This is a genomic window from Bacillus sp. FSL L8-0199, assembly GCF_038005705.1.
Taxonomy (GTDB): Bacteria; Bacillota; Bacilli; order Bacillales; family Bacillaceae_G; genus Bacillus_A; species Bacillus_A cereus.
Map to the genome: position 1 here is coordinate 58,215 of NZ_JBBOTS010000001.1, position 21,786 is coordinate 80,000.

Here is a 21,786-nt window from a genome sequence, read left to right on the forward strand (position 1 = left end):
TATATTGATTTTAGAAGTAGCAATCTTTCCTAATTATGATCTTTCTTTTTGAGAAATCAATTATTTGGAGATATATGTATATTGAATGAAGGTAGCACTTTGCTACCTTTTTTCGTTGAATATTTTTAACGTGTAGGAACTCATTATTACCCGTGTTGGGAAGGGAGTTTGTTCTTTTCTTTATGATATAATACGAGAGGTGAGAATAGAAAAAGGAGTTTTCTTGTATGGAAGCGAAGAAGTATCAAGCCTTTTGGCGTGGGGCTATTATATTAACGATTGCAAGTTTCGTTACAAAAGTATTAAGCGCTTTTTACCGTATTCCATATCAAAATATAGCGGGGGATATTGGGTTTTATATTTACCAACAAATTTACCCGTTTTATGGATTTTGTTTAATTTTAGCTACTTATGGATTTCCTGTTATCATTTCGAAAATGGTTGCAGAACGACTAGAGCGGGGAAAACAAAAAGAAGCAGAAGAAATTATTTGTGTATCTTTTTGGTTCTTATTAGGAATTGGTTTTATAGGCTTCTTTACATTGTTTTTTGGGGCCGAAACAATTGCGGTAGCTATGGGCGATATACACTTAGATAAATTACTACGTGTTATTTCATTTTCATTCTTATTGATGCCATTTTTGTCTGTAGCAAGAGGGTATTTTCAAGGATTCAACAATATGATGCCAACGGCTGTTTCGCAAGTAATAGAACAAACAATTCGAGTTTCTATTATTGTATTTTTATCGCTATTCCTAATTGCTCACGGATTTGATTTATATACAGTTGGTGCAGGGGCTATGTTAGGCTCAATTGCGGGTGGACTTATTGGGATTATTGTACTTATATTGTATATGCGTCAAGATTTTCGTTCTATATTCTTCAAAAGTGCAGCGAGAATTAAGGGTAAAAGGAAGATAGTTAAAATCCTTTTTTGGCAGGGGTTAGCGATTTGTGTTAGTAATTTAGTGCTTATTTTTATACAGATGGCTGATTCAGTGTCCTTTTACAGCTTACTTATTGGTGCGGGAGAACAGGCTGAAAATGCAAAGGTATTAAAGGGTGTTTATGATAGAAGTATTCCGCTAATGCAATTAGGTACTGTTGTGACGACTTCTTTCTCGTTGTCACTTATTCCGATTATTACAGCGGCGAAGGAAAGAGGAGATCTTTCCTTTATTCAAGAAAAGGTAAAGTTAGCAGTGAAAATAACATGTGTTATTGGACTTGCAGCAGCTATTGGACTAACTTGTATTATTCAACCTACGAATATTATGTTGTTTGAAAACAGTGATGGATCAGATGTTTTATCTATTTTATCGTTATCTATTTTATTTAGTTCATTGTCAATTACGACAGCTTCTATTTTACAAGGATTGGGGCAAACGTTTAAGCCAGCATTATTTGTTGTATTTGGAGGTTGCTTAAAGTTAGCGTTAAATTATATATTCATGCCTTATTTTGGTGTGAAAGGTGCAGCCTTTGCGACTTTATGTGCGTTAATTATAATCTCTGGACTAAATACTTTGTTGCTTACGAGAGCTGTATCAGGGTCACTTATCAATAAGCGAAATATGTTAGGGATAGTAATTAGTGGTATCTGTATGGGATTTGTATTAATGATGTTCACACGTGTGTTACAGATGTCTGGATTAGTAATTGATACGGAACATAGAGGAAGCGCGACACTTGAAGCGTTGTTAGGTGTAGCCATTGGCGGATTGACATATATGTTTTTTATTTTGAAATTACGTGTATTTACAAAAAAAGAATTAGGAACCGTTATGAAACAAGAGAAAAAAGAAGGTTCATTGAAGAAGAGTGGATAGAGGTGACTGGTTGTGAGTGGAATCATTACTGTTTTAGGTTTAGGAGCTGGTGAATTAGATCAGCTAACGATGGGTGTATATCGAAAAATAAAAGAAGCAGACCATCTGTTTGTTAGAACGAAAGAACATCCAGTTATAGAAGAATTGGAGAAAGAAGGCGTACAATATACGTCTTTTGATGCTGTATATGAAGCACATGATACGTTTGAAATTGTATATGAAACAATTGCGAATAAATTGCTAGAACAAGCTGAAGGTACAGAAATTATCTATGCTGTTCCCGGGCATCCACTTGTAGCAGAAAGAACAGTTCAGCTACTGTTGGAAAAAGGAGAGGTTTCAAATGTTGAAGTGCGAATTGAGGGTGGACAAAGTTTCCTTGATCCTATGTTTGCAAGTCTAAAGATTGATCCGATTGAAGGATTCCAATTACTTGATGCTACATCATTTGAAAGAGGGCAATTAGAACTGCGTCAACATTTAATCTTTTGCCAAGTATATGATGAATTCGTTGCATCTGATGTGAAATTAACATTAATGGAGATGTTACCAGATGATTATGAAGTGTATATCGTAACAGCTGCAGGAACTTCATTTGAACAAGTAAAGAAGGTACCGTTGTACATGTTAGATCATGAAACGGAATTGAATAATTTAACGAGTGTGTACGTGCCGCCAGTTCAGGAGCGTGCGCCCTTGTATCAACAGTTTGATGTTCTTAGAGAAATTATTGTGGAACTTCGTGGTCCAAATGGTTGTCCGTGGGATAAAAAGCAAACACATCAATCATTAAAGAAATATTTAATTGAGGAAGCTTATGAAGTGTTGGAAGCAATCGATGAAGAGGATGATGATCACTTAGTAGAAGAATTAGGTGATATATTATTACAAGTTATGCTTCATGCTCAAATCGGAGAAGATGAAGGTTGGTTCTCTATAGATGATATCATTCGAACTCTATCTGAGAAAATGGTTCGTCGCCATCCGCATGTGTTTGGAAATACGGATGTAAACAACGCTGATGAAGTGATTGCAAATTGGGAAGAAATTAAAAAACAAGAAAAAGGATTCGTGAAAGAATCTGTTTTAAATGGCGTTCCCAAAAGTTTGCCGCAGTTACTACGCGCCTATGAAATCCAGAAGAAAGCTGGTAAGGTTGGATTTGATTGGGTTGATGTGCAACCGATGATAGAAAAAGCTTTGGAAGAATGGCAAGAGTTCCAACAAGAGGTTACAAATATGGATGAGAAAAAGATGCTAGGTGAGTTTGGTGATTTACTATTTGCATTTGTTAATATAGCTCGTCATTACAAAATAGATCCAGAAGAGGCGTTACGTTCAACTAATGAGAAATTTACTGGTCGTTTTTTATACATGGAGGCAAAAGTAGCTGAAATGAATAAAGAGATGAAAGATTTATCATTAGAACAGTTAGATGTTTTATGGGAAGAAGCGAAACAAACAGAGCGTTAATAGGGGGATTTGATATGCGTCTAGATAAGTTTTTAAAAGTATCACGTTTAATTAAAAGAAGAACATTAGCGAAAGAAGTAGCTGATCAAGGAAGAATATCTATTAATGGTCAAGTGGCAAAAGCGAGTTCTGATGTGAAAGTAGCTGATGAATTAACAATTCGTTTTGGTCAAAAAATAGTGACTGTGAAAATAAATGAATTAAAAGAAACAACTAAAAAAGAAGATGCAGCAAATATGTATAGCTTAGTTCGTGAAGAAAAAGTAAAAGCGGAAGAAGGCTTGTTCTAAAATCATTTATCCCCTCATACATTACTATTAGCTAGTAAAAACCTATGGGGGGATTTACGTGAATAATGGTTACTCACCTACGTCTTCTAATCAACAAAATGTTTCTGTAGAGCATGACATTATTATGCGTGGCAGGCGTATAATTGATATTACCGGTGTGAAGCAGGTAGAGAGTTTTGATAGCGAAGAGTTTTTACTAGAGACCGTAATGGGTTTTTTAACAATTCGTGGTCAAAATTTACAAATGAAAAATTTAGATGTGGAAAAAGGTATTGTGTCGATTAAAGGGAAAGTTAATGAGATGCTGTATATTGATGAAAATCAAGGGGAAAAAACTAAAGGTTTCTTTAGTAAGTTGTTTAAATGAGCTTAACAATTCAGTTGTATACAATGCTTTCAATGATTGGAATGGGTGCTTGGATTGGAGCGTCTTTAGATACATATCAACGTTTTTTAAAGCGCCAAGAACGTAAACGTTGGCTTGTATTTATACATGATATATTATTTTGGATTGTCCAAGCATTATCCGTCTTTTATGTATTGCTTCTCGTAAATGAAGCTGAGCTACGTATATATGTGTTTTTGGCATTATTATGTGGTTTTGCGGCATATCAAAGCTTACTGAAGGCACTATACATGAAGCTGTTAAATTTTCTCATCTATATTTTTATGCAAACAACATATTTTTTTGTTCGAATTATACAGCTACTCATGATAAAACCTGTTATTATTATAGCGCAGCTATTTATTGCATTTATATTATTCTTATTTCGTATACTGCTTTCAATTGGACATGTGTTATGGAAAATGGTGATTTGGATATTACTTTTCATATGGAAAGTTTTTTTCTGGCCTGTTCGATTTATTGCTTCGCTCATATGGAAACTTCTCCCTAATCGTGTTAAACTTTTTATAGTGAAACATATAGGGTTCCTGCAATATATAGCAAAATTGAAGGGACATATCTTCCAACTATGGGAGCATATAAAAAAGAAGTTAGGGGGACCTCGGAAATGAGGGAACTGAGACAAAGAACAATCGAAAAACAGAGTCCAAATCCTGTTAAAGAGCATATAATACAAACGGATGAGAACAGGAAGCGACTTTATCGCCGTTTAGCGGTTTTTCTTGTCTTTACTTTTACAATTATTGCGAGTATTAGTGTAACGTTTTATCAACAAAACAGTTCCATTAAAGCAAAAGAAGCAAAAGTTAAGGACATGAAAAAAGAACTGGATTCATTAACGAATAAAGAAAAAAGTCTAAAAGACGAAGTTCAAAAGTTAAATGATGAAGAGTACGTATTAAAGATTGCTAGAAGGGATTATTTCTTCTCTGGTAAAGGGGAGATAATTTTTCCTGTTTCTAAGTAGAGTATGTCTTATTGACACTATATTTTAGGATTATATATAATAAAGTAAAATTTGACTTTTTAACCACTAAGGAGGAGCATTTTTTTTATGTCAATCGAGGTAGGCAGCAAGTTACAGGGTAAAGTAACAGGTATTACAAATTTTGGGGCTTTTGTGGAGCTGCCAGAGGGCTTAACGGGTCTTGTTCATATTAGTGAAGTTGCTGATAACTATGTAAAAGATATTAACGATCACTTAAAAGTGGGCGACCAAGTAGAAGTAAAAGTTATTAATGTTGAAAAAGATGGAAAGATTGGTTTATCTATCAAAAAAGCGAAAGAACGTGAAAAAACAGAAGGAGATCGTCCACGCGGTGAATACCAACGCGGTGGTGATCAACAACGTTCTGGACGTCCACAACGTAATAATCGCTCTTTCAACAGAGATAATCGCGGTGGCGGTAACGACCGAGCTCCGAAAGAAACATTTGAGCAAAAGATGGCACGCTTCTTAAAAGATAGCGAAGATCGTTTAACTTCTTTAAAGCGTAACACAGAGTCTAAACGTGGTGGCCGTGGCGCGCGTCGCGGATAATAAGGACGTTTAGTTTTTAACATATAGAGAGGTACCCAGAGTGATGGCTCAGGGTGCTTTTTTATATGTTAAAAATATTTTTAAAAAAGTTTTTGAGATGTGTTGACTTTAATTAGTATCTGATGTAAGATACTAATTGTCCGTTAAATAAGACGACATGGCGGTGTAGCTCAGCTGGCTAGAGCGTACGGTTCATACCCGTGAGGTCGGGGGTTCGATCCCCTCCGCCGCTATATTTAATTTAACGGCCCGTTGGTCAAGTGGTTAAGACACCGCCCTTTCACGGCGGTAACACGGGTTCGAATCCCGTACGGGTCATCTAAAAAGATCATGCAAATTTGCATGATCTTTTTTTGTTAAATAAATTAAGATATACAACACTTCTACAAAATCACCCTATATTTTCTGAATATTTAATTAAAATCTCAAAAATAACTTACATACCGTGTATATCTGTAGAGTTATTTCGAATAAAAAGTCGAACGATTATAAAAGTGAAAACTGTTGTTTTGACAAAAAAACCAACAATCATCTTTTATAATGACAGTAATTAAACTATGCAGGTGGTGTTAAAAATATGCCTAAAGCAGGAAGGAATACTATGAATACAAGTGCATTGGCAATGAATGAGAGTCAGCTTGGAGGAATAAAGTGGACGAGTAAGTTGCGAATGAAATTTGAGCAAGTTTTCTTTAGATGGGGATTTATTATTGTTGTTATTGGTTTTCTTTTGGGACGAGCATATATATTAACAAATATTTTACCGTTTGCACTCCCATTTTTTGCTGCTGTTTATGTTATGAAGCGGGATAAGATGCCGCTAGCATTTTTAGCTCTAATGGGAGGAGCTCTTTCGGTATCGATAGATAATTTGTTTTTTACCTTTGCATCTATCTTTACCTTCTTCATTTATAATATCTTCTTTAGTCGATTTACACGTAAAACTGTTGGACTTGTTCCATTTCAAGTATTTATCTCCGCATTAACCGCACACTTAGTTGTTGTATATTTTGCGCAACAAACTGTCACCATGTACGATTTACTCGTTAGTACCATTGAGGCTGGGCTTAGTTTCGTATTAACTATGATATTTTTACAAAGCGTCCCGCTTTTAGTGGAAAGGAAAGGAAAACAACAGGCATTAGAGACGGAAGAAATTGTTTGTTTGATTATATTACTAGCATCTGTTTTAACGGGTACAACAGATTGGTTTGTATATGATGCTTCTATTCAACATATTTTTACAAGGTATTTAGTGCTAGTATTTGCATTTATTGCGGGTGCTGCCACAGGATCCACAGTAGGGGTTGTAACAGGACTAATATTAAGTTTAGCAAATGTGTCTAGCTTGTCTCAGCTTAGCCTTCTTGCTTTCTCTGGATTGCTTGGTGGATTGTTAAAAGAAGGGAAGCGTTTAGGTGTTAGTTTAGGTTTATTAATTGGGACAAGCTTAATTACATTATATGTGGACAAACAGACAAATATTGTAACAACTTTAATTGAGTCAGGTGTAGCGATTGTTATCTTCTTATTAACACCGAAGCTTGTTTTGGATCGTATTGCTAAATTTATGCCAGGTACACAAGAGCATTCGCAAGATCAACAACAGTATTTAAGAAGGATGCGTGATGTTACAGCAAATAAAATCAACCAATTTGCAAATGTATTTGCTGCTTTATCTAATAGCTTTTCTGTATATGGGTATGTAGAGGAAGAAGATAAAGAGACAGAAGCAGATTTGTTTTTGAGTACAATTACTGCGAAAACATGTCAAACATGCTTTAAAAAGGATCAATGCTGGGTAGTGAATTTTGATAAAACGTACGATTATATGAAACAAATAATGAATGAAACGGAAGAAGGAACCCTGCAACATAATCGTAAATTAGTTCGTGAGTGGGACAAGCATTGTGTGAGAGGGAAAAAAGTGACGGATTTAGTAGCGGGTGAATTAGATCACTTCTATGAGGGACAAAAATTACGAAAACAAATGAAGGAAAATCGTAGAATAGTAGCGGAGCAATTATTAGGTGTATCAAAGGTTATGGAGGATTTTGCTAAGGAGATACAACGAGAGCGTGAAAATCATCAAGTGCAGGAAGAACAGATTATGCAAGCATTCCGTGATTTTGGTGTCGAAGTAGAGCATGTTGATATTTATTGTTTAGATAGAGGAAGTATTGATATTGAAATGTTAATTCCAGTTGCATCTAATGAACATGGTGAATGTGAAAAGTTAGTTGCACCGATGCTTTCGGATATCCTTAAAGAAAATATTGTCGTTAAACATGAAGAAAAGTCTTCTTATCCAAATGGCCATAGTTTAATATCATTTGGTTCGGCGAAGACGTATTCTCTTGATACAGGATTGGCTACAGCTGCAAAAGGCGGTGGATTTGTTTCGGGTGACTCTTATGCGATGATGGATTTAAGTGTTGGTAAATATGCACTTGCAATTAGTGATGGTATGGGGAATGGGCAAAGGGCTCATATGGAAAGTAAGGAAACGGTGAAATTATTACAAAAAATACTCCAATCGGGCATTGATGAAGAAATAGCAATTAAGTCTATCAATTCAATTCTTTCTTTGAGAACGACAGAAGAGATGTTTACGACGTTAGATTTAGCTATGGTAGATTTGCGGGATGCGAGTGCAAGGTTTTTAAAGATTGGATCGACGCCGAGTTTTGTTAAACGCGCAAATAATATTTTGAAAATTGAAGCAAGTAATTTGCCGATGGGAATCATTGAAGATGTTGAAGTTGATGTGGTGGGTGAACAATTAAAAACGGGCGATATTCTTATTATGATGAGCGATGGGATTTTTGAAGGAGCACAGCATGTGGAGAATCATGAATTGTGGATGAAACGAAAAATTAAAGAATTGCAAACCGAAGACCCGCAAGAAATTGCTGATATCATTATGGAAGAAGTGATTCGCTCTTGTGATGGTTATATAAATGATGATATGACTATTGTAGTGGCAAAAGTGAAGAAAAATATGCCGAAGTGGGCTACGATTCCGATTGTAGGAATGCAGGCGCAGTAAAATGTAAGTGGAATGTTTATCTATAATTTGATTTTAAAAACCTAGGTGAATACCTAGGTTTTTTTGTGGAAAAAGGTAATGTTATTAATTTTGTGAATATACACGGAGGATGTAAGATAAAAATGTAATTTTTGTATATCTTTTTTTTGCACAATGTTTGTAAAAGTTGTACCATTGTAGACAAGGCAACTAACGTTGCTGTTCTTGTTTAATGAAAGGTGATTACGAAGTTGAAAGATACATTTGTTGAAAAAGTAGATGACTTTGTAAAGCAGCATGATGTATTAAAGAATGATTCAACAATTGTTGTGGGAGTTTCTGGTGGTCCTGACTCGTTAGCGCTTTTATATTATTTACTAGAAAAAAGAGCGGAAAAACAGTTGGAAATTGTAGTAGCTCATGTGGATCATATGTTTAGAGGTGATGAATCTCATGAGGATTTACGGTTTGTGCAGGGCCTTTGTGAAGAACTGGGAATTATTTGTGAAACGATAAGGATTAATGTATCACAATATCAACAGCAATACGGAATGAATGCACAGGTTGCTGCTAGAGAATGCAGATATGCATTTTTGGAAAGAATAATGAAGAAATATGATGCAAGATATGTTGCTCTTGGACATCATGGAGATGATCAAGTCGAGACAATTTTAATGCGTCTTGTAAGAGGGAGTACTCCGAAAGGATATGCAGGAATTGCAGTGAAGCGTCCTTTTCATAATGGGTATTTAATTAGGCCGTTACTTGGGGTAACGAAGGAAGAAATTGTTGATTACTGTAATAAGCTAAATTTAATGCCACGTATAGATCCGAGTAATAAAAAGGAAGTATATACAAGGAATCGATTACGTAAATATGTCCTTCCTCATTTGAAAGAAGAAAATCCACAAGTGCATGAGAAATTCCAAAAATTTAGCGTGCAGATGCAAGAGGATGAGGCTTATTTGCAGGAATTAGCTTTTGAAAAAATGAATAAAGTAATTACAAAAAAAAGTGATAAACAAATTAGCTTATCAATTCCTGCCTTTGAATCCATGTCTATGCCTTTACAAAGAAGAGGGATTCAACTAATATTAAACTATCTTTATGAATATAAGATTCCATCTTCTCTTTCTTCCATACATATTGACAAGGTGATTGAGTTTTTTAAGCGGACACAACCTTCAGGTTCACTTGATTTTCCAGGTGATTTGAAAATTGTTCGTACATACGAGGAGTGTAGCTTTAGATTTAAACAAGAAATTGTTTCTCCTTTTTTACAAGATTTATCAGTACCCGGGACCATTACGCTATTGAACGGGGATGAATTTGTAACAGAGGTGAGCGAAGATATACCAAGTAACATGAATGAAACAGTATTTGTTGCTAAGTATAATGATATATCATATCCACTTCGTATTCGTTCTAGGGAAAATGGAGATCGCATGTCAATACAAGGTATGAATGGCACGAAAAAGATAAAAGCTATTTTTATCGAAGCAAAAGTACCGAAAGAAAAAAGAGAAGAATGGCCGGTCGTTTGTGATGCAAGTGGGACCATTATTTGGGTACCCTTGTTGAAGCGATCTGCATTTGCAATTTCGAAAGAGATGGCAAAGAAGGATAAATATATGATTATTCACTACAAAAGCAAGGAGTCTTCCGGGAGGATAATGAAATGATGAATCAAGATATCGAAAAAGTATTAATTTCTGAAGAGCAAATACAAGAAAAGGTGCGCGAACTAGGTGCAATTGTTGCAGAGGATTATAAAAACACAGTACCTCTTGCAATTGGTGTATTAAAAGGCGCAATGCCATTCATGGCAGATTTATTAAAGAGAACAGATACATATCTTGAAATGGATTTTATGGCTGTATCTAGTTACGGTCACTCTACAGTTTCAACAGGCGAAGTGAAAATTTTAAAAGATCTTGATACTTCTGTAGAAGGTCGCGATATTTTAATCGTCGAAGATATTATTGATAGTGGTCTTACACTAAGCTACTTAGTAGACTTATTCAAATATCGTAAAGCGAAGTCTGTAAAAATTGTTACATTATTAGATAAGCCAACAGGCCGTAAGGTTGATCTGAAAGCGGATTATGTTGGATTTACTGTTCCACATGAATTTGTAGTAGGATATGGATTAGATTATAAAGAGCAGTACCGTAATCTTCCTTATGTAGGCGTATTAAAACCAAGCGTTTACTCAAATTAATTAAATATAGGCTTCACAATTGTATAGGAAAGTTTTTCTATGTTACGATTTACTATAGTGTTTATGCCGTGAGAGGAGGTTAGGAATGAATCGTATCTTCCGTAATACCATCTTTTATTTACTGATATTCTTAGTAGTAATTGGAATCGTGAGCTATTTTAATGGTTCGACACAAAAAACGACATCAGTTAGCTACGACAAATTCATTACTAAACTAGAAAGCGGTGAAGTGCGTAATGTGCAACTTCAACCGAAAAATGGTGTATTTGAGGTAAAAGGACAATTTAATAACTCTAGCCAAGGAGAACAATTTGTTACTTATGCACCAAATACTGAGGAATTACAAAAGAAAATTAATGATAAAGCGAAAGGTGCCGAAGTTAAGTATCAACCAGCAGAAGAAACAAGTGCTTGGGTAACATTCTTTACTTCAATCATTCCATTTGTCATCATCTTCATTTTATTCTTCTTCTTATTAAACCAAGCTCAAGGCGGCGGTAGCCGTGTTATGAACTTCGGGAAAAGTAAGGCGAAGTTATATAATGATGAAAAGAAAAAAGTTCGTTTCAGAGATGTTGCTGGTGCGGATGAAGAGAAACAAGAACTTGTTGAGGTAGTTGAATTCTTGAAAGACCCTCGTAAGTTCTCTGAAGTTGGTGCTCGTATTCCAAAGGGTGTCCTATTAGTTGGACCTCCAGGTACAGGTAAAACTTTATTAGCACGTGCTGTTGCAGGTGAGGCTGGCGTTCCATTCTTCTCTATCAGTGGTTCTGACTTCGTAGAGATGTTTGTCGGTGTCGGTGCATCACGTGTACGTGATTTATTTGAAAATGCAAAGAAAAATGCTCCTTGTATCATTTTCATTGATGAAATTGATGCAGTAGGGCGTCAACGTGGCGCAGGTCTTGGTGGTGGCCATGATGAGCGTGAGCAAACGTTGAACCAATTACTTGTTGAAATGGATGGATTCGGTGCAAACGAAGGTATTATTATCATCGCTGCGACAAACCGTCCTGATATTCTTGATCCAGCATTATTACGTCCAGGTCGTTTTGACCGTCAAATTACAGTAGATCGTCCAGATGTAAATGGCCGTGAAGCTGTACTGAAGGTGCATGCTCGTAATAAACCGCTTGATGAGAATATCAACTTAAGAGCAATTGCAACTCGTACGCCAGGATTCTCTGGTGCTGATCTTGAAAACTTATTAAACGAAGCTGCTTTAGTAGCTGCGCGTCAAGATAAGAAGAAAATTGATATGAGTGACATTGATGAAGCAACGGATCGCGTTATTGCAGGTCCGGCTAAGAAAAGTCGTGTTATCTCTGAAAAAGAACGTAATATCGTTGCTTTCCATGAAGCGGGTCATACTGTAATTGGTGTTGTTCTTGATGAAGCTGATGTCGTTCATAAAGTAACAATTGTCCCTCGTGGTCAAGCTGGTGGATATGCAGTAATGCTTCCGAAAGAAGATCGTTACTTCATGACAAAGCCAGAGTTACTTGATAAAATCACTGGTTTACTTGGTGGTCGAGTAGCTGAGGAGATTGTATTTGGTGAAGTGAGTACAGGTGCTCACAACGACTTCCAACGTGCGACGGGCATTGCGAGACGTATGGTTACAGAATTCGGTATGAGTGATAAGCTTGGACCAATGCAATTTGGTAGTTCGCAAGGTGGTCAAGTGTTCTTAGGAAGAGACTTCCATTCAGAGCAAAACTACAGTGATGCAATTGCACACGATATCGATGTAGAAATGCAAACGATTATGAAAGAATGTTATGCTCGTGCAAAAGACATTCTTACTGAAAATCGTGATAAGCTAGATCTTATTGCAAAAACGTTACTTGAAGTAGAAACGTTAGATGCTGAGCAAATCAATCATTTATGTGATTACGGCAGATTGCCAGAACGTCCAACATCTTCAGATGATGTGAAAGTAAACATCAACATGAAGAAAGACGATGAAGATAAAGAAGATAAGTAAGAAACGAAGGAGTGACTATCGTCACTCCTTTTTTGTTTGTTAAAACCTTTATTAATTACTATTGAGAACTTAGTGGATAAAGTAATTTAAGTAAAACTAGTATTAAAAATTGAAATAGAGAGCGATCTTTTTGTAAAATGATGAGGATAGGAAAGCTGATTATATAAGTATGTGTGATATGATGTTTTTATAAGTTTTATACATACTGCACAAATATAGATTAAATAAGATAAGTGGTGAGAATATGATTTTTGTATTGGATGTAGGGAACACAAATGCTGTACTAGGTGTGTTTGAAGAGGGGGAACTTCGTCAGCATTGGCGCATGGAAACAGATCGTCATAAGACAGAAGATGAATATGGAATGCTTGTAAAGCAATTGCTTGAGCATGAAGGTCTTTCGTTTGAAGATGTGAAAGGTATTATTGTGTCTTCAGTCGTACCACCAATTATGTTTGCTTTAGAGCGCATGTGTGAAAAATATTTTAAAATTAAACCGCTTGTAGTAGGGCCTGGGATAAAAACAGGGCTAAATATTAAATATGAAAATCCGCGTGAAGTAGGCGCAGACCGAATTGTAAATGCAGTAGCAGGAATCCACTTATATGGAAGTCCGCTTATTATTGTTGATTTTGGTACGGCTACTACATATTGTTATATTAACGAAGAAAAGCATTATATGGGTGGAGTTATTACGCCAGGAATTATGATTTCAGCAGAGGCTTTATATAGCAGAGCAGCAAAACTTCCTCGTATCGAAATTACAAAACCAAGCAGTGTAGTTGGGAAAAATACAGTAAGTGCGATGCAATCGGGTATTCTTTATGGTTATGTTGGACAAGTGGAAGGTATTGTTAAGCGTATGAAAGAAGAAGCTAGACAAGAACCTAAAGTTATTGCAACAGGTGGATTAGCAAAATTAATTTCCGAAGAATCGAATGTAATTGATATTGTAGATCCATTTTTAACGTTAAAAGGTTTGTACATGTTATATGAACGTAATGCAAATTTACAGCATGAGAAAGGTGAATAAATACGTATGAAAGATTATTTAGTAAAAGCGTTAGCGTTTGATGGAGAAGTGCGTGCGTATAGTGTACGTACAACAAATACAGTAAGTGAGGCGCAAAGACGTCATGATACATGGAGAACAGCTTCAGCGGCACTAGGGCGTTCTTTAACTGCGGGTACAATGATGGGCGCAATGTTAAAAGGTGAGCAAAAGTTAACGATTAAGGTAGAAGGTAACGGTCCGATTGGTCCTATCTTAGTAGATGCTCATGCAAATGGAGATGTACGTGGTTATGTAACGAATCCGCATGTTGATTTTGAAGGAACAGAACAAGGGAAGTTACGTGTATATCAAGCGGTAGGTACAGAGGGGTTTGTAACTGTAATTAAAGATATTGGAATGCGTGAGCCGTTTATTGGTCAATCTCCAATCGTTTCAGGAGAATTAGGAGAAGACTTTACGTATTATTTTGCAGTTTCTGAACAAACGCCTTCTTCTGTAGGTGTTGGTGTTCTTGTAAATGGAGATGATAGCATATTAGCGGCAGGTGGATTTATCCTTCAAATTATGCCGGGTGCGCAAGATGAAACGATTTCATTTATTGAAGACCGTTTACAAAAAATTCCCCCTGTATCAACGTTGATTGAACAAGGCCTTTCTCCGGAAGAGCTACTATATGCAGTTCTTGGAGAAGATAAAGTAAAAGTATTAGAAACGATGGATGTTCAATTTAATTGCACATGCTCACGCGAGCGTATTGAGAGTGTATTAATTAGTTTAGGTAAAACAGAGTTAGAGCAAGTTCGTGAAGAAGAGGAAGAGACAGAAGTGCACTGTCATTTCTGTAATGAACGATACAAGTTCTCTAAAGAAGATATTACAAATTTAATCGAGAATTTGTAATAAGGGAATTAAGAGGAGCAATCCTCCAAATGAATTGACAAACAGGGAATTTTCTGACAAAATCTAAATATAGATAAAACCAATAAAAATACTCGGTGTTAGGAGTGACAGGAATGCGAGTGGCACAATCAGTTTCAGAATTAATCGGGAAAACGCCGATCGTCAAGTTGAACCGCATCGTAGAATCAGACAGCGCAGATATATACTTAAAATTAGAATTTATGAATCCGGGGAGTAGCGTTAAAGATCGTATCGCATTAGCTATGATTGAAGATGCTGAAAAAAATGGATTATTAAAAGAAGGCGATACAATCATTGAGCCGACAAGTGGTAACACAGGAATTGGTTTAGCGATGGTAGCGGCTGCTAAAGGATATAATGCAATCTTAGTAATGCCAGAAACAATGAGTATTGAGCGTCGTAATTTATTACGTGCTTACGGTGCGGAATTAGTATTGACTCCAGGGCCTGAAGGAATGGGTGGAGCAATTCGTAAAGCGACTGAATTAGCAAAAGAGCATGGCTACTTTATACCACAACAGTTCAAAAACCAATCGAATCCAGAAATTCACCGTTTAACAACAGGTCCAGAAATTATTGAACAAATGGGCGACCAATTAGATGCGTTTATTGCAGGTATTGGTACAGGTGGAACGATTACTGGTGCGGGTGAAGTACTGAAGGAAGCGTATAAAGATATTAAAATTTATGCAGTAGAACCTGCAGATTCACCAGTATTATCTGGTGGGAAACCAGGTCCACATAAAATCCAAGGAATTGGGGCGGGATTTATTCCGGAGACGTTGGATGTAGAAGTATATGATGAAATTATTCAAGTGAAAACAGAGCAAGCATTTGAATATGCGAGAAGAGTGGCTAAAGAGGAAGGCATTTTAGTTGGTATCTCTTCAGGTGCAGTTATTTATGCAGCAACAGAAGTTGCGAAAAAGTTAGGTAAAGGGAAAAAGGTACTTGTTATTATCCCGAGTAACGGTGAACGTTATTTAAGTACACCACTTTATCAATTTGAATCATAATTAAACGCGATTGAAAAAGCATCCTTGAAAAAGGGTGCTTTTTCTTTTGGGATTGGAAATAGGAAAAGAGTGAATGACTAGAAAACTTCATGTAAAATAAGAGGTAGTATAATTAAATTATTTTCACTAGCCTTCGAGTATAATCAATCTCTATATAAATAACTTATGTAGTTTGAGCTGGTTAATCTAAGAGGGTGGGATAAAAGAAGACGGGGTGTTGATATGCAACGAAGAAAATCTTTAGCGCTTTCTATTCCATATCAGTTAGATTTCTTTAAGCAATATAAATTTCTTTCTCAGGGTAAATCGCAACATATTTTGTTAGAAAGCGGCCGTGGCGGTCGTTATAACATTGTAGGGCTGAACCCAGTAGCGGTAATCCGAGGGAAGGATGAAACGTTACATATAAGTGAAAGTGGTAAGGAAACAATAAAACGAGGGAATCCGTTAGATTTAATGCAAGAATATATGGAACAATGGAAGACGGACTATAACCCAGAGTATCCGCCTTTTCAAGGTGGTGCAATTGGCTATTTCAGTTATGACTGTATCCGTTATATTGAAAAGCTACCTTCTCTTGCGGAAGATGATATTAATATACCTGACATCTTCTTTTTATTATTTGATGACGTATTTGTCTATGATCAAAAAGAAAAAGTGTTATGGGTTATTACGCATTATGTAGATAAATATGAAGAGGCAAAAGAACGGCTAAATGAGTGGAAGAGTCTTTGGATGACAGAAGCGCCTGAAGTGACTGTGCCCTTTGAAAGTCCTGAAAAGAAAAGTGAAGCAGTTGCTTTTACTGAAGCCAGCTTTATGAAGGCAGTTGAATGTATTCAAGAATATATTGGGGCGGGTGATGTGTTCCAAGTAAACTTGTCGACGAGACAAGAAAGAACGTTACAGACACACCCACTAGAAATTTATACAAGTCTTCGTGAAATTAATCCATCTCCATATATGGGTTACCTGGAGCTTGGGGATTTTCAAATTGTTAGTGGATCGCCAGAGTTGTTAATTAAGAAACAAGGAACTGAAGTAAGTACAAGACCAATTGCTGGAACGAGATCTAGAGGCGCGGATGAGCAAGAGGATGAAGAATTAGCAAGAGAATTAATTGAGAACGAAAAAGAAAGAGCAGAGCATGTAATGCTTGTGGATTTAGAAAGAAATGATTTAGGACGTGTTTGTAAATATGGCACTGTAGAAGTAGATGAATTTATGGTGATTGAGAAATACTCACATGTTATGCATATTGTTTCTAATGTACGTGGTGAGGTGGAAGAAGATAAAGATGCTTTTGATTTAGTGAAGGCTGTATTCCCTGGGGGAACAATTACTGGTGCCCCGAAAATACGTACGATGGAAATTATTGAGGAATTAGAACCTGTTCGGAGAGGGATTTATACAGGTTCAATCGGTTGGATTGGTTATTCTGGAGATACAGAATTGAATATTGTAATTAGAACACTTCTTGCTAAAGATGGAAAAGCTCATGTGCAAGCAGGGGCGGGAATTGTAATTGATTCAAATCCAGAAAATGAATATAAAGAGTCGTTAAAAAAGGCGATTGCTTTATGGCGTGCAAAAGAACGTAGCGAAGAAACGGTTAGGTGAGAGAAATGATATTAATGATTGATAATTATGATTCTTTTACATTTAATTTAGTGCAGTTTCTTGGAGAACTTGGACAAGAGCTCGTTGTTAAACGTAACGATGAAGTGACCATTTCAGATATTGAGAATATGAAACCAGATTTTCTAATGATTTCTCCAGGTCCATGTAGTCCTAATGAAGCGGGGATTAGTATGGAAGTTATTAAATACTTTGCTGGAAAGATTCCGATTTTTGGAGTTTGTCTTGGGCATCAATCCATTGCACAAGTGTTTGGTGGAGAGGTTGTCCGTGCAGAACGATTAATGCATGGGAAAACGTCGCTTATGCATCATGATGGAAAGACGATTTTTTCGGATATTCCTAATCCGTTTACTGCGACGCGCTATCATTCCCTTATTGTTAAGAAAGAGACGTTACCCGATTGCTTAGAGGTAACATCTTGGACAGAGGAAGGAGAAATTATGGCACTTCGTCATAAGACATTGCCGATAGAGGGTGTGCAATTCCATCCGGAATCTATTATGACTTCTCATGGGAAAGAGTTGTTACAGAATTTCATTCGTAAATACAGTCCAAGTGCAACATTATGTTAATTTACGTAAATGGTCAGTATGTAGAAGCAAGTGAAGCGAAAATTTCTCCTTATGATCATGGTTATTTATATGGTCTTGGAGTTTTTGAAACGTTTCGTATTTATAATGGTCATCCTTTCTTATTGGATGATCATTATGACCGTTTAATAGAAGCGCTGGATACATTGCAAATTAAATGGACAATGACAAAAAATGACGTGATGCTTATTTTAAAAAATTTACTCGCTAAGAATGAATTGGAGCATGCATATGTACGTTTTAATGTATCAGCGGGTATAGATGAAATAGGATTACAAACGGAAATGTATGAAGAGCCTTCGGTTATTGTTTTTATAAAACCTTTAACAGCTCCAGGAGATGTAGTGGAAAAAGAAGGTGTTATTCTAAAACAAGTGCGAAATACACCGGAAGGAACATTTCGCCTGAAGTCTCATCATTATTTAAATAATATTTTAGGGAAGCGTGAAATTGGAAATGTTGTGAGTAAGGAAGGTATTTTTCTTACTGAAGCAGGTTATGTTGCAGAGGGTATTGTTTCCAATCTATTTTTTGTGAAAGGTGATGTTTTATATACACCTTCGTTAGAGACAGGGATTTTAAATGGTATCACTCGTGCGTTTATTATAAAGAGTGCTGAAGAATTAAATATAGAAGTAAAGGAAGGTTTCTTTACAAAAGATGAGCTACTTTCAGCGGATGAAGTCTTCGTAACAAACTCCATTCAAGAAATTGTTCCGCTTTATCGTATAGAAGCGCAGGATTTCCCGGGTAAAGTAGGAGTGGTTACAAAAAGTTTAATGTACCTTTATGGAATGCAAAGAGAGAAATTATGGAGCAGAAATGAATTACGAAGAGGAGATGTGTAGTTTGAAGTGGGATTATGATTTATGCTGCGGCGAATATACATTGAATTTAAATGAAAAGACATTAATTATGGGGATTTTAAATGTAACACCAGATTCGTTTTCTGATGGTGGGAGTTACAACGAGGTAGATGTTGCGGTACGTCACGCAAAAAAAATGCAAGGTGAAGGTGCTCATATTATTGATATTGGTGGCGAATCTACTCGCCCAGGTTTTGCTAAAGTATCAGTAGAAGAAGAAATAAAGCGAGTTGTCCCGATGATTCAAGCAGTTTCAAAAGAAGTGAAGTTGCCTATATCTATCGATACATATAAAGCTGAAGTTGCAAAGCAAGCAATTGAGGCTGGTGCTCATATTATTAATGATATTTGGGGAGCGAAGGCGGAGCCGAAAATTGCTGAAGTCGCAGCTCATTACGATGTACCTATCATTTTAATGCATAACCGCGATAACATGAATTATCGTAATTTAATGGCGGATATGATTGCTGATTTGTATGACAGTATTAAAATTGCTAAAAATGCTGGTGTGCGAGATGAGAATATTATTTTAGATCCAGGTATCGGTTTTGCTAAAACACCTGAGCAGAACTTAGAGGCGATGCGTAATTTAGAACAGTTAAATGTGCTAGGTTATCCGGTTCTCTTAGGTACTTCGAGAAAGTCCTTTATTGGGCACGTATTAGATTTGCCAGTAGAGGAACGCCTTGAGGGAACGGGAGCTACTGTTTGTCTTGGTATTGAAAAGGGCTGTGAGTTTGTTCGTGTCCATGATGTGAAAGAAATGGCGCGTATGGCTAAAATGATGGATGCGATGATTGGTAAGGGGGTAAGGTAATTGGATAAAATTTATATCCATGATATGGAGTTTTATGGTTATCATGGCGTGTTCCCAGAGGAGAATAAATTAGGTCAGAGATTTAAAGTTGACTTAACGGTGGAGTTGGATTTAAAGCGTGCAGGGGAAAGTGATGACTTAGAGCATTCGGTCAATTATGGAGAGCTTTTCGAATTATGTAGAAAAGTTGTTGAGGATAGAAAGTATAAGCTTGTGGAGAGTATCGCTGAAAATATTGCTGCAGATATATTAAAACAATATGAAAGTATTTCGCGCTGTACAATTAAGGTAATTAAGCCGGATCCACCGATACCGGGTCATTATCGTGCTGTAGCAGTAGAAATTACGAGAGAACGTCCATGAACAATATAGCTTACATTGCATTAGGGTCAAATATTGGAGAGCGTTATACGTATCTAACCGAAGCGATTCAGTTTTTAAATAAAAATCCTTATATTCAGGTTGATGATATTTCATCTGTATATGAAACTGAGCCAGTTGGCTATACTGACCAAAGTTGCTTTTTAAATTTAGTTATAAAAATTTCTACCAATTTATCACCACAAGAATTATTGAAAGTAACACAAAAAGTAGAAAATGACCTAGGAAGAAAAAGGGAAATTAGGTGGGGGCCGAGGACTATCGACCTTGACATTTTACTTTATAATCAAGAGAATATTGAAGCAGAGAATCTTATTGTTCCGCATCCGCGGATGTTTGAAAGAGCTTTTGTTATCGTTCCGTTGTTAGAAATTAATCAAGACATAAAACAAAACATTTCATGTTCACAAGTAGAAGAAATGAAAAGGCGAGAGGGAGTAACGGTATGGAAGCAGAAAAATGGGGAAGACGCATTCGTGCTTTTCGAAAGCTAAAAGGTTACACACAAGAAGGTTTTGCTAAAGCACTAGGGGTATCTGTATCTGTTTTAGGTGAGGTTGAGAGAGGGAATAGATCGCCTTCTCAAGATTTTGTAGTAGAAGTTGCTAAGGCATTAAATGTTTCGATAGAGGAATTAATGCCAAAGTGATTGTACAGGAAGGAGTAGATTGATTGTTAAAGATTGCAAATATCGAGATGAAAAATCCGGTTGTACTAGCACCGATGGCGGGAGTGTGTAACTCTGCATTCCGTTTAACAGTAAAAGAATTTGGTGCCGGCTTAGTTTGTGCTGAAATGGTAAGTGATAAGGCAATATTACTTAATAATAAAAGAACATTAGATATGTTATATATCGACGAGAGAGAAAAGCCATTAAGTTTACAAATTTTTGGTGGAGAGAAAGAAACTCTTGTAGATGCTGCGAAATATGTAGATAAATATACGACAGCAGACATAATTGATATTAATATGGGTTGTCCAGTGCCGAAAATCGTTAAATGTGATGCTGGGGCAAGGTGGCTTTTAGACCCGAATAAAATATATGAAATGGTAGCAGCGGTTGTAGATGCTGTTGAAAAGCCGGTTACAGTTAAAATGCGTATCGGTTGGGATGAAGAACATATTTTCGCAATAGAAAATGCTAGGGCTGTTGAGCGTGCTGGTGGCCAAGCTGTGGCGGTTCACGGACGTACACGAGTGCAAATGTATGAAGGAAAAGCGGATTGGGATATTATTAAACAAGTAAAACAAGCTGTAAATATCCCGGTTATCGGAAATGGTGATGTCGCAACGCCGCAAGATGCAAAGCGTATGCTTGATGAAATTGGTGTAGATGGTGTTATGATTGGTCGTGCTGCTCTTGGAGATCCGTGGATGATTTATCGTACGGTAAAGTATTTGGAGACAGGTGAATTAATGCCGGAACCAACAGTGCGCGAGAAAATTGATGTATGTATGTTGCATCTAGATCGTCTTATCAACTTAAAGAATGAAAGTGTCGCTGTAAGAGAGATGAGAAAACATGCAGCTTGGTATTTAAAAGGTGTTCGTGGTAATGCGAGTGTACGTAATGGTATTAATGCTTGTAACACACGGGAAGACCTTGCGAATGTGTTAGGTACATTTGTAGAAGAAGTGGAAGCGAAACAACAAACAATTTACGTTGGTTAATAATGGACATAGGAGATTGACATTCTTCTATACACTTCCTATAATTACGTGAAAGAAAGAAGAGCTGCCAGTTAGTTGCTGGCAGTTTTTCTAG

22 protein-coding genes and 2 tRNA genes are annotated in these 21,786 nt (G+C 36.6%); all 24 read left to right on the forward strand.

The window, feature by feature from the left end:
• Positions 1 to 227 precede the first annotated feature (227 nt).
• The 24 genes from NST86_RS00310 (at position 228) to dusB (ending at position 21,692) form a co-directional block, all read left to right on the forward strand.
• The gene (locus NST86_RS00310) at positions 228 to 1,829 is read left to right on the forward strand and encodes a putative polysaccharide biosynthesis protein (protein ID WP_000387590.1); all 1,602 of its coding nucleotides are present in this window, start codon (positions 228 to 230) and stop codon (positions 1,827 to 1,829) included.
• A 12-nt stretch (positions 1,830 to 1,841) separates the two neighbouring features.
• Positions 1,842 to 3,302, forward strand: coding sequence for a nucleoside triphosphate pyrophosphohydrolase (mazG, locus tag NST86_RS00315; RefSeq protein ID WP_227593463.1), 1,461 nt, complete (start codon positions 1,842 to 1,844; stop codon positions 3,300 to 3,302).
• A 14-nt stretch (positions 3,303 to 3,316) separates the two neighbouring features.
• Positions 3,317 to 3,592, forward strand: a complete 276-nt coding sequence (locus NST86_RS00320) for an RNA-binding S4 domain-containing protein (protein WP_001234876.1) — start codon at positions 3,317 to 3,319, stop codon at positions 3,590 to 3,592.
• A gap of 58 nt (positions 3,593 to 3,650) precedes the next feature.
• On the forward strand, positions 3,651 to 3,959 hold the full coding sequence (gene yabP, locus NST86_RS00325) for a sporulation protein YabP (RefSeq protein ID WP_001059104.1): 309 nt from the start codon (positions 3,651 to 3,653) through the stop codon (positions 3,957 to 3,959).
• Positions 3,956 to 4,609, forward strand: coding sequence for a spore cortex biosynthesis protein YabQ (gene yabQ, locus NST86_RS00330; protein ID WP_000059777.1), 654 nt, complete (start codon positions 3,956 to 3,958; stop codon positions 4,607 to 4,609). The genes yabP and yabQ overlap by 4 nt, the downstream gene beginning before the upstream one ends.
• On the forward strand, positions 4,606 to 4,965 hold the full coding sequence (gene divIC, locus NST86_RS00335; protein WP_001208739.1) for a cell division protein DivIC: 360 nt from the start codon (positions 4,606 to 4,608) through the stop codon (positions 4,963 to 4,965). The genes yabQ and divIC overlap by 4 nt, the downstream gene beginning before the upstream one ends.
• A gap of 87 nt (positions 4,966 to 5,052) precedes the next feature.
• The gene (locus NST86_RS00340; protein ID WP_000021451.1) at positions 5,053 to 5,538 is read left to right on the forward strand and encodes a S1 domain-containing RNA-binding protein; all 486 of its coding nucleotides are present in this window, start codon (positions 5,053 to 5,055) and stop codon (positions 5,536 to 5,538) included.
• A gap of 159 nt (positions 5,539 to 5,697) precedes the next feature.
• A tRNA-Met gene (locus tag NST86_RS00345) sits at positions 5,698 to 5,771 on the forward strand.
• 13 nt (positions 5,772 to 5,784) lie between these two features.
• Positions 5,785 to 5,856 (forward strand) — tRNA-Glu (locus NST86_RS00350).
• Between the two features lie 259 nt (positions 5,857 to 6,115).
• On the forward strand, positions 6,116 to 8,587 hold the full coding sequence (gene spoIIE / locus NST86_RS00355; protein WP_001123552.1) for a stage II sporulation protein E: 2,472 nt from the start codon (positions 6,116 to 6,118) through the stop codon (positions 8,585 to 8,587).
• Positions 8,588 to 8,817: 230 nt separating this feature from the next.
• The gene (gene tilS / locus NST86_RS00360) at positions 8,818 to 10,248 is read left to right on the forward strand and encodes a tRNA lysidine(34) synthetase TilS (protein ID WP_000655458.1); all 1,431 of its coding nucleotides are present in this window, start codon (positions 8,818 to 8,820) and stop codon (positions 10,246 to 10,248) included.
• Positions 10,245 to 10,787 carry a hypoxanthine phosphoribosyltransferase gene (gene hpt, locus NST86_RS00365; protein WP_000981844.1) on the forward strand — a complete coding sequence of 181 codons (543 nt, stop codon included), beginning with the start codon at positions 10,245 to 10,247 and terminating at the stop codon, positions 10,785 to 10,787. Before tilS ends, hpt begins: the two co-directional genes overlap by 4 nt.
• Positions 10,788 to 10,872: 85 nt before the next feature.
• Entirely contained in the window at positions 10,873 to 12,774 is a 1,902-nt protein-coding gene (gene ftsH, locus NST86_RS00370; RefSeq protein ID WP_001079672.1) for an ATP-dependent zinc metalloprotease FtsH, read from the forward strand.
• Positions 12,775 to 13,018: 244 nt separating this feature from the next.
• Complete coding sequence (locus NST86_RS00375) at positions 13,019 to 13,807, forward strand: type III pantothenate kinase (protein ID WP_000578368.1); 789 nt, start codon at positions 13,019 to 13,021, stop codon at positions 13,805 to 13,807.
• A 6-nt stretch (positions 13,808 to 13,813) separates the two neighbouring features.
• Positions 13,814 to 14,689, forward strand: coding sequence for a redox-regulated molecular chaperone HslO (gene hslO / locus NST86_RS00380; protein WP_000656372.1), 876 nt, complete (start codon positions 13,814 to 13,816; stop codon positions 14,687 to 14,689).
• Between the two features lie 113 nt (positions 14,690 to 14,802).
• Complete coding sequence (gene cysK / locus NST86_RS00385; RefSeq protein ID WP_001261718.1) at positions 14,803 to 15,726, forward strand: cysteine synthase A; 924 nt, start codon at positions 14,803 to 14,805, stop codon at positions 15,724 to 15,726.
• A gap of 222 nt (positions 15,727 to 15,948) precedes the next feature.
• On the forward strand, positions 15,949 to 17,346 hold the full coding sequence (gene pabB / locus NST86_RS00390; RefSeq protein WP_098617279.1) for an aminodeoxychorismate synthase component I: 1,398 nt from the start codon (positions 15,949 to 15,951) through the stop codon (positions 17,344 to 17,346).
• 5 nt (positions 17,347 to 17,351) lie between these two features.
• Positions 17,352 to 17,939 carry an aminodeoxychorismate/anthranilate synthase component II gene (gene pabA / locus NST86_RS00395; protein WP_000602297.1) on the forward strand — a complete coding sequence of 196 codons (588 nt, stop codon included), beginning with the start codon at positions 17,352 to 17,354 and terminating at the stop codon, positions 17,937 to 17,939.
• Positions 17,933 to 18,805, forward strand: a complete 873-nt coding sequence (gene pabC, locus NST86_RS00400) for an aminodeoxychorismate lyase (RefSeq protein ID WP_000909876.1) — start codon at positions 17,933 to 17,935, stop codon at positions 18,803 to 18,805. Before pabA ends, pabC begins: the two co-directional genes overlap by 7 nt.
• Positions 18,780 to 19,640 (forward strand): dihydropteroate synthase, encoded by an 861-nt coding sequence (folP, locus tag NST86_RS00405; protein WP_061663948.1) that lies wholly within the window; start codon positions 18,780 to 18,782, stop codon positions 19,638 to 19,640. Before pabC ends, folP begins: the two co-directional genes overlap by 26 nt.
• Positions 19,641 to 20,003, forward strand: a complete 363-nt coding sequence (gene folB / locus NST86_RS00410) for a dihydroneopterin aldolase (protein ID WP_000358062.1) — start codon at positions 19,641 to 19,643, stop codon at positions 20,001 to 20,003.
• Positions 20,000 to 20,515 carry a 2-amino-4-hydroxy-6-hydroxymethyldihydropteridine diphosphokinase gene (gene folK / locus NST86_RS00415; RefSeq protein ID WP_001059447.1) on the forward strand — a complete coding sequence of 172 codons (516 nt, stop codon included), beginning with the start codon at positions 20,000 to 20,002 and terminating at the stop codon, positions 20,513 to 20,515. Before folB ends, folK begins: the two co-directional genes overlap by 4 nt.
• A complete protein-coding gene (locus NST86_RS00420) occupies positions 20,467 to 20,670 on the forward strand; it encodes a helix-turn-helix domain-containing protein (protein WP_000387024.1) in 204 nt (67 codons plus the stop codon). Before folK ends, NST86_RS00420 begins: the two co-directional genes overlap by 49 nt.
• 23 nt (positions 20,671 to 20,693) lie before the next feature.
• The gene (gene dusB, locus NST86_RS00425; RefSeq protein WP_000912248.1) at positions 20,694 to 21,692 is read left to right on the forward strand and encodes a tRNA dihydrouridine synthase DusB; all 999 of its coding nucleotides are present in this window, start codon (positions 20,694 to 20,696) and stop codon (positions 21,690 to 21,692) included.
• The last annotated feature ends 94 nt before the right edge of the window (positions 21,693 to 21,786 follow it).

What these genes read in the sequence shown, in the direction of transcription:
- NST86_RS00310 (WP_000387590.1), top strand. Translation starts at nt 228, where the DNA reads ATGGAAGCGAAGAAGTATCAAGCCTTTTGGCGTGGGGCTATTATATTA.
- NST86_RS00320 (WP_001234876.1), top strand. Translation starts at nt 3,317, where the DNA reads ATGCGTCTAGATAAGTTTTTAAAAGTATCACGTTTAATTAAAAGAAGA.
- yabQ (WP_000059777.1), top strand. Translation starts at nt 3,956, where the DNA reads ATGAGCTTAACAATTCAGTTGTATACAATGCTTTCAATGATTGGAATG.
- divIC (WP_001208739.1), top strand. Translation starts at nt 4,606, where the DNA reads ATGAGGGAACTGAGACAAAGAACAATCGAAAAACAGAGTCCAAATCCT.
- NST86_RS00340 (WP_000021451.1), top strand. Translation starts at nt 5,053, where the DNA reads ATGTCAATCGAGGTAGGCAGCAAGTTACAGGGTAAAGTAACAGGTATT.
- spoIIE (WP_001123552.1), top strand. Translation starts at nt 6,116, where the DNA reads ATGCCTAAAGCAGGAAGGAATACTATGAATACAAGTGCATTGGCAATG.
- hpt (WP_000981844.1), top strand. Translation starts at nt 10,245, where the DNA reads ATGATGAATCAAGATATCGAAAAAGTATTAATTTCTGAAGAGCAAATA.
- ftsH (WP_001079672.1), top strand. Translation starts at nt 10,873, where the DNA reads ATGAATCGTATCTTCCGTAATACCATCTTTTATTTACTGATATTCTTA.
- NST86_RS00375 (WP_000578368.1), top strand. Translation starts at nt 13,019, where the DNA reads ATGATTTTTGTATTGGATGTAGGGAACACAAATGCTGTACTAGGTGTG.
- hslO (WP_000656372.1), top strand. Translation starts at nt 13,814, where the DNA reads ATGAAAGATTATTTAGTAAAAGCGTTAGCGTTTGATGGAGAAGTGCGT.
- cysK (WP_001261718.1), top strand. Translation starts at nt 14,803, where the DNA reads ATGCGAGTGGCACAATCAGTTTCAGAATTAATCGGGAAAACGCCGATC.
- pabB (WP_098617279.1), top strand. Translation starts at nt 15,949, where the DNA reads ATGCAACGAAGAAAATCTTTAGCGCTTTCTATTCCATATCAGTTAGAT.
- pabA (WP_000602297.1), top strand. Translation starts at nt 17,352, where the DNA reads ATGATATTAATGATTGATAATTATGATTCTTTTACATTTAATTTAGTG.
- pabC (WP_000909876.1), top strand. Translation starts at nt 17,933, where the DNA reads ATGTTAATTTACGTAAATGGTCAGTATGTAGAAGCAAGTGAAGCGAAA.
- folP (WP_061663948.1), top strand. Translation starts at nt 18,780, where the DNA reads ATGAATTACGAAGAGGAGATGTGTAGTTTGAAGTGGGATTATGATTTA.
- folK (WP_001059447.1), top strand. Translation starts at nt 20,000, where the DNA reads ATGAACAATATAGCTTACATTGCATTAGGGTCAAATATTGGAGAGCGT.
- NST86_RS00420 (WP_000387024.1), top strand. Translation starts at nt 20,467, where the DNA reads ATGGAAGCAGAAAAATGGGGAAGACGCATTCGTGCTTTTCGAAAGCTA.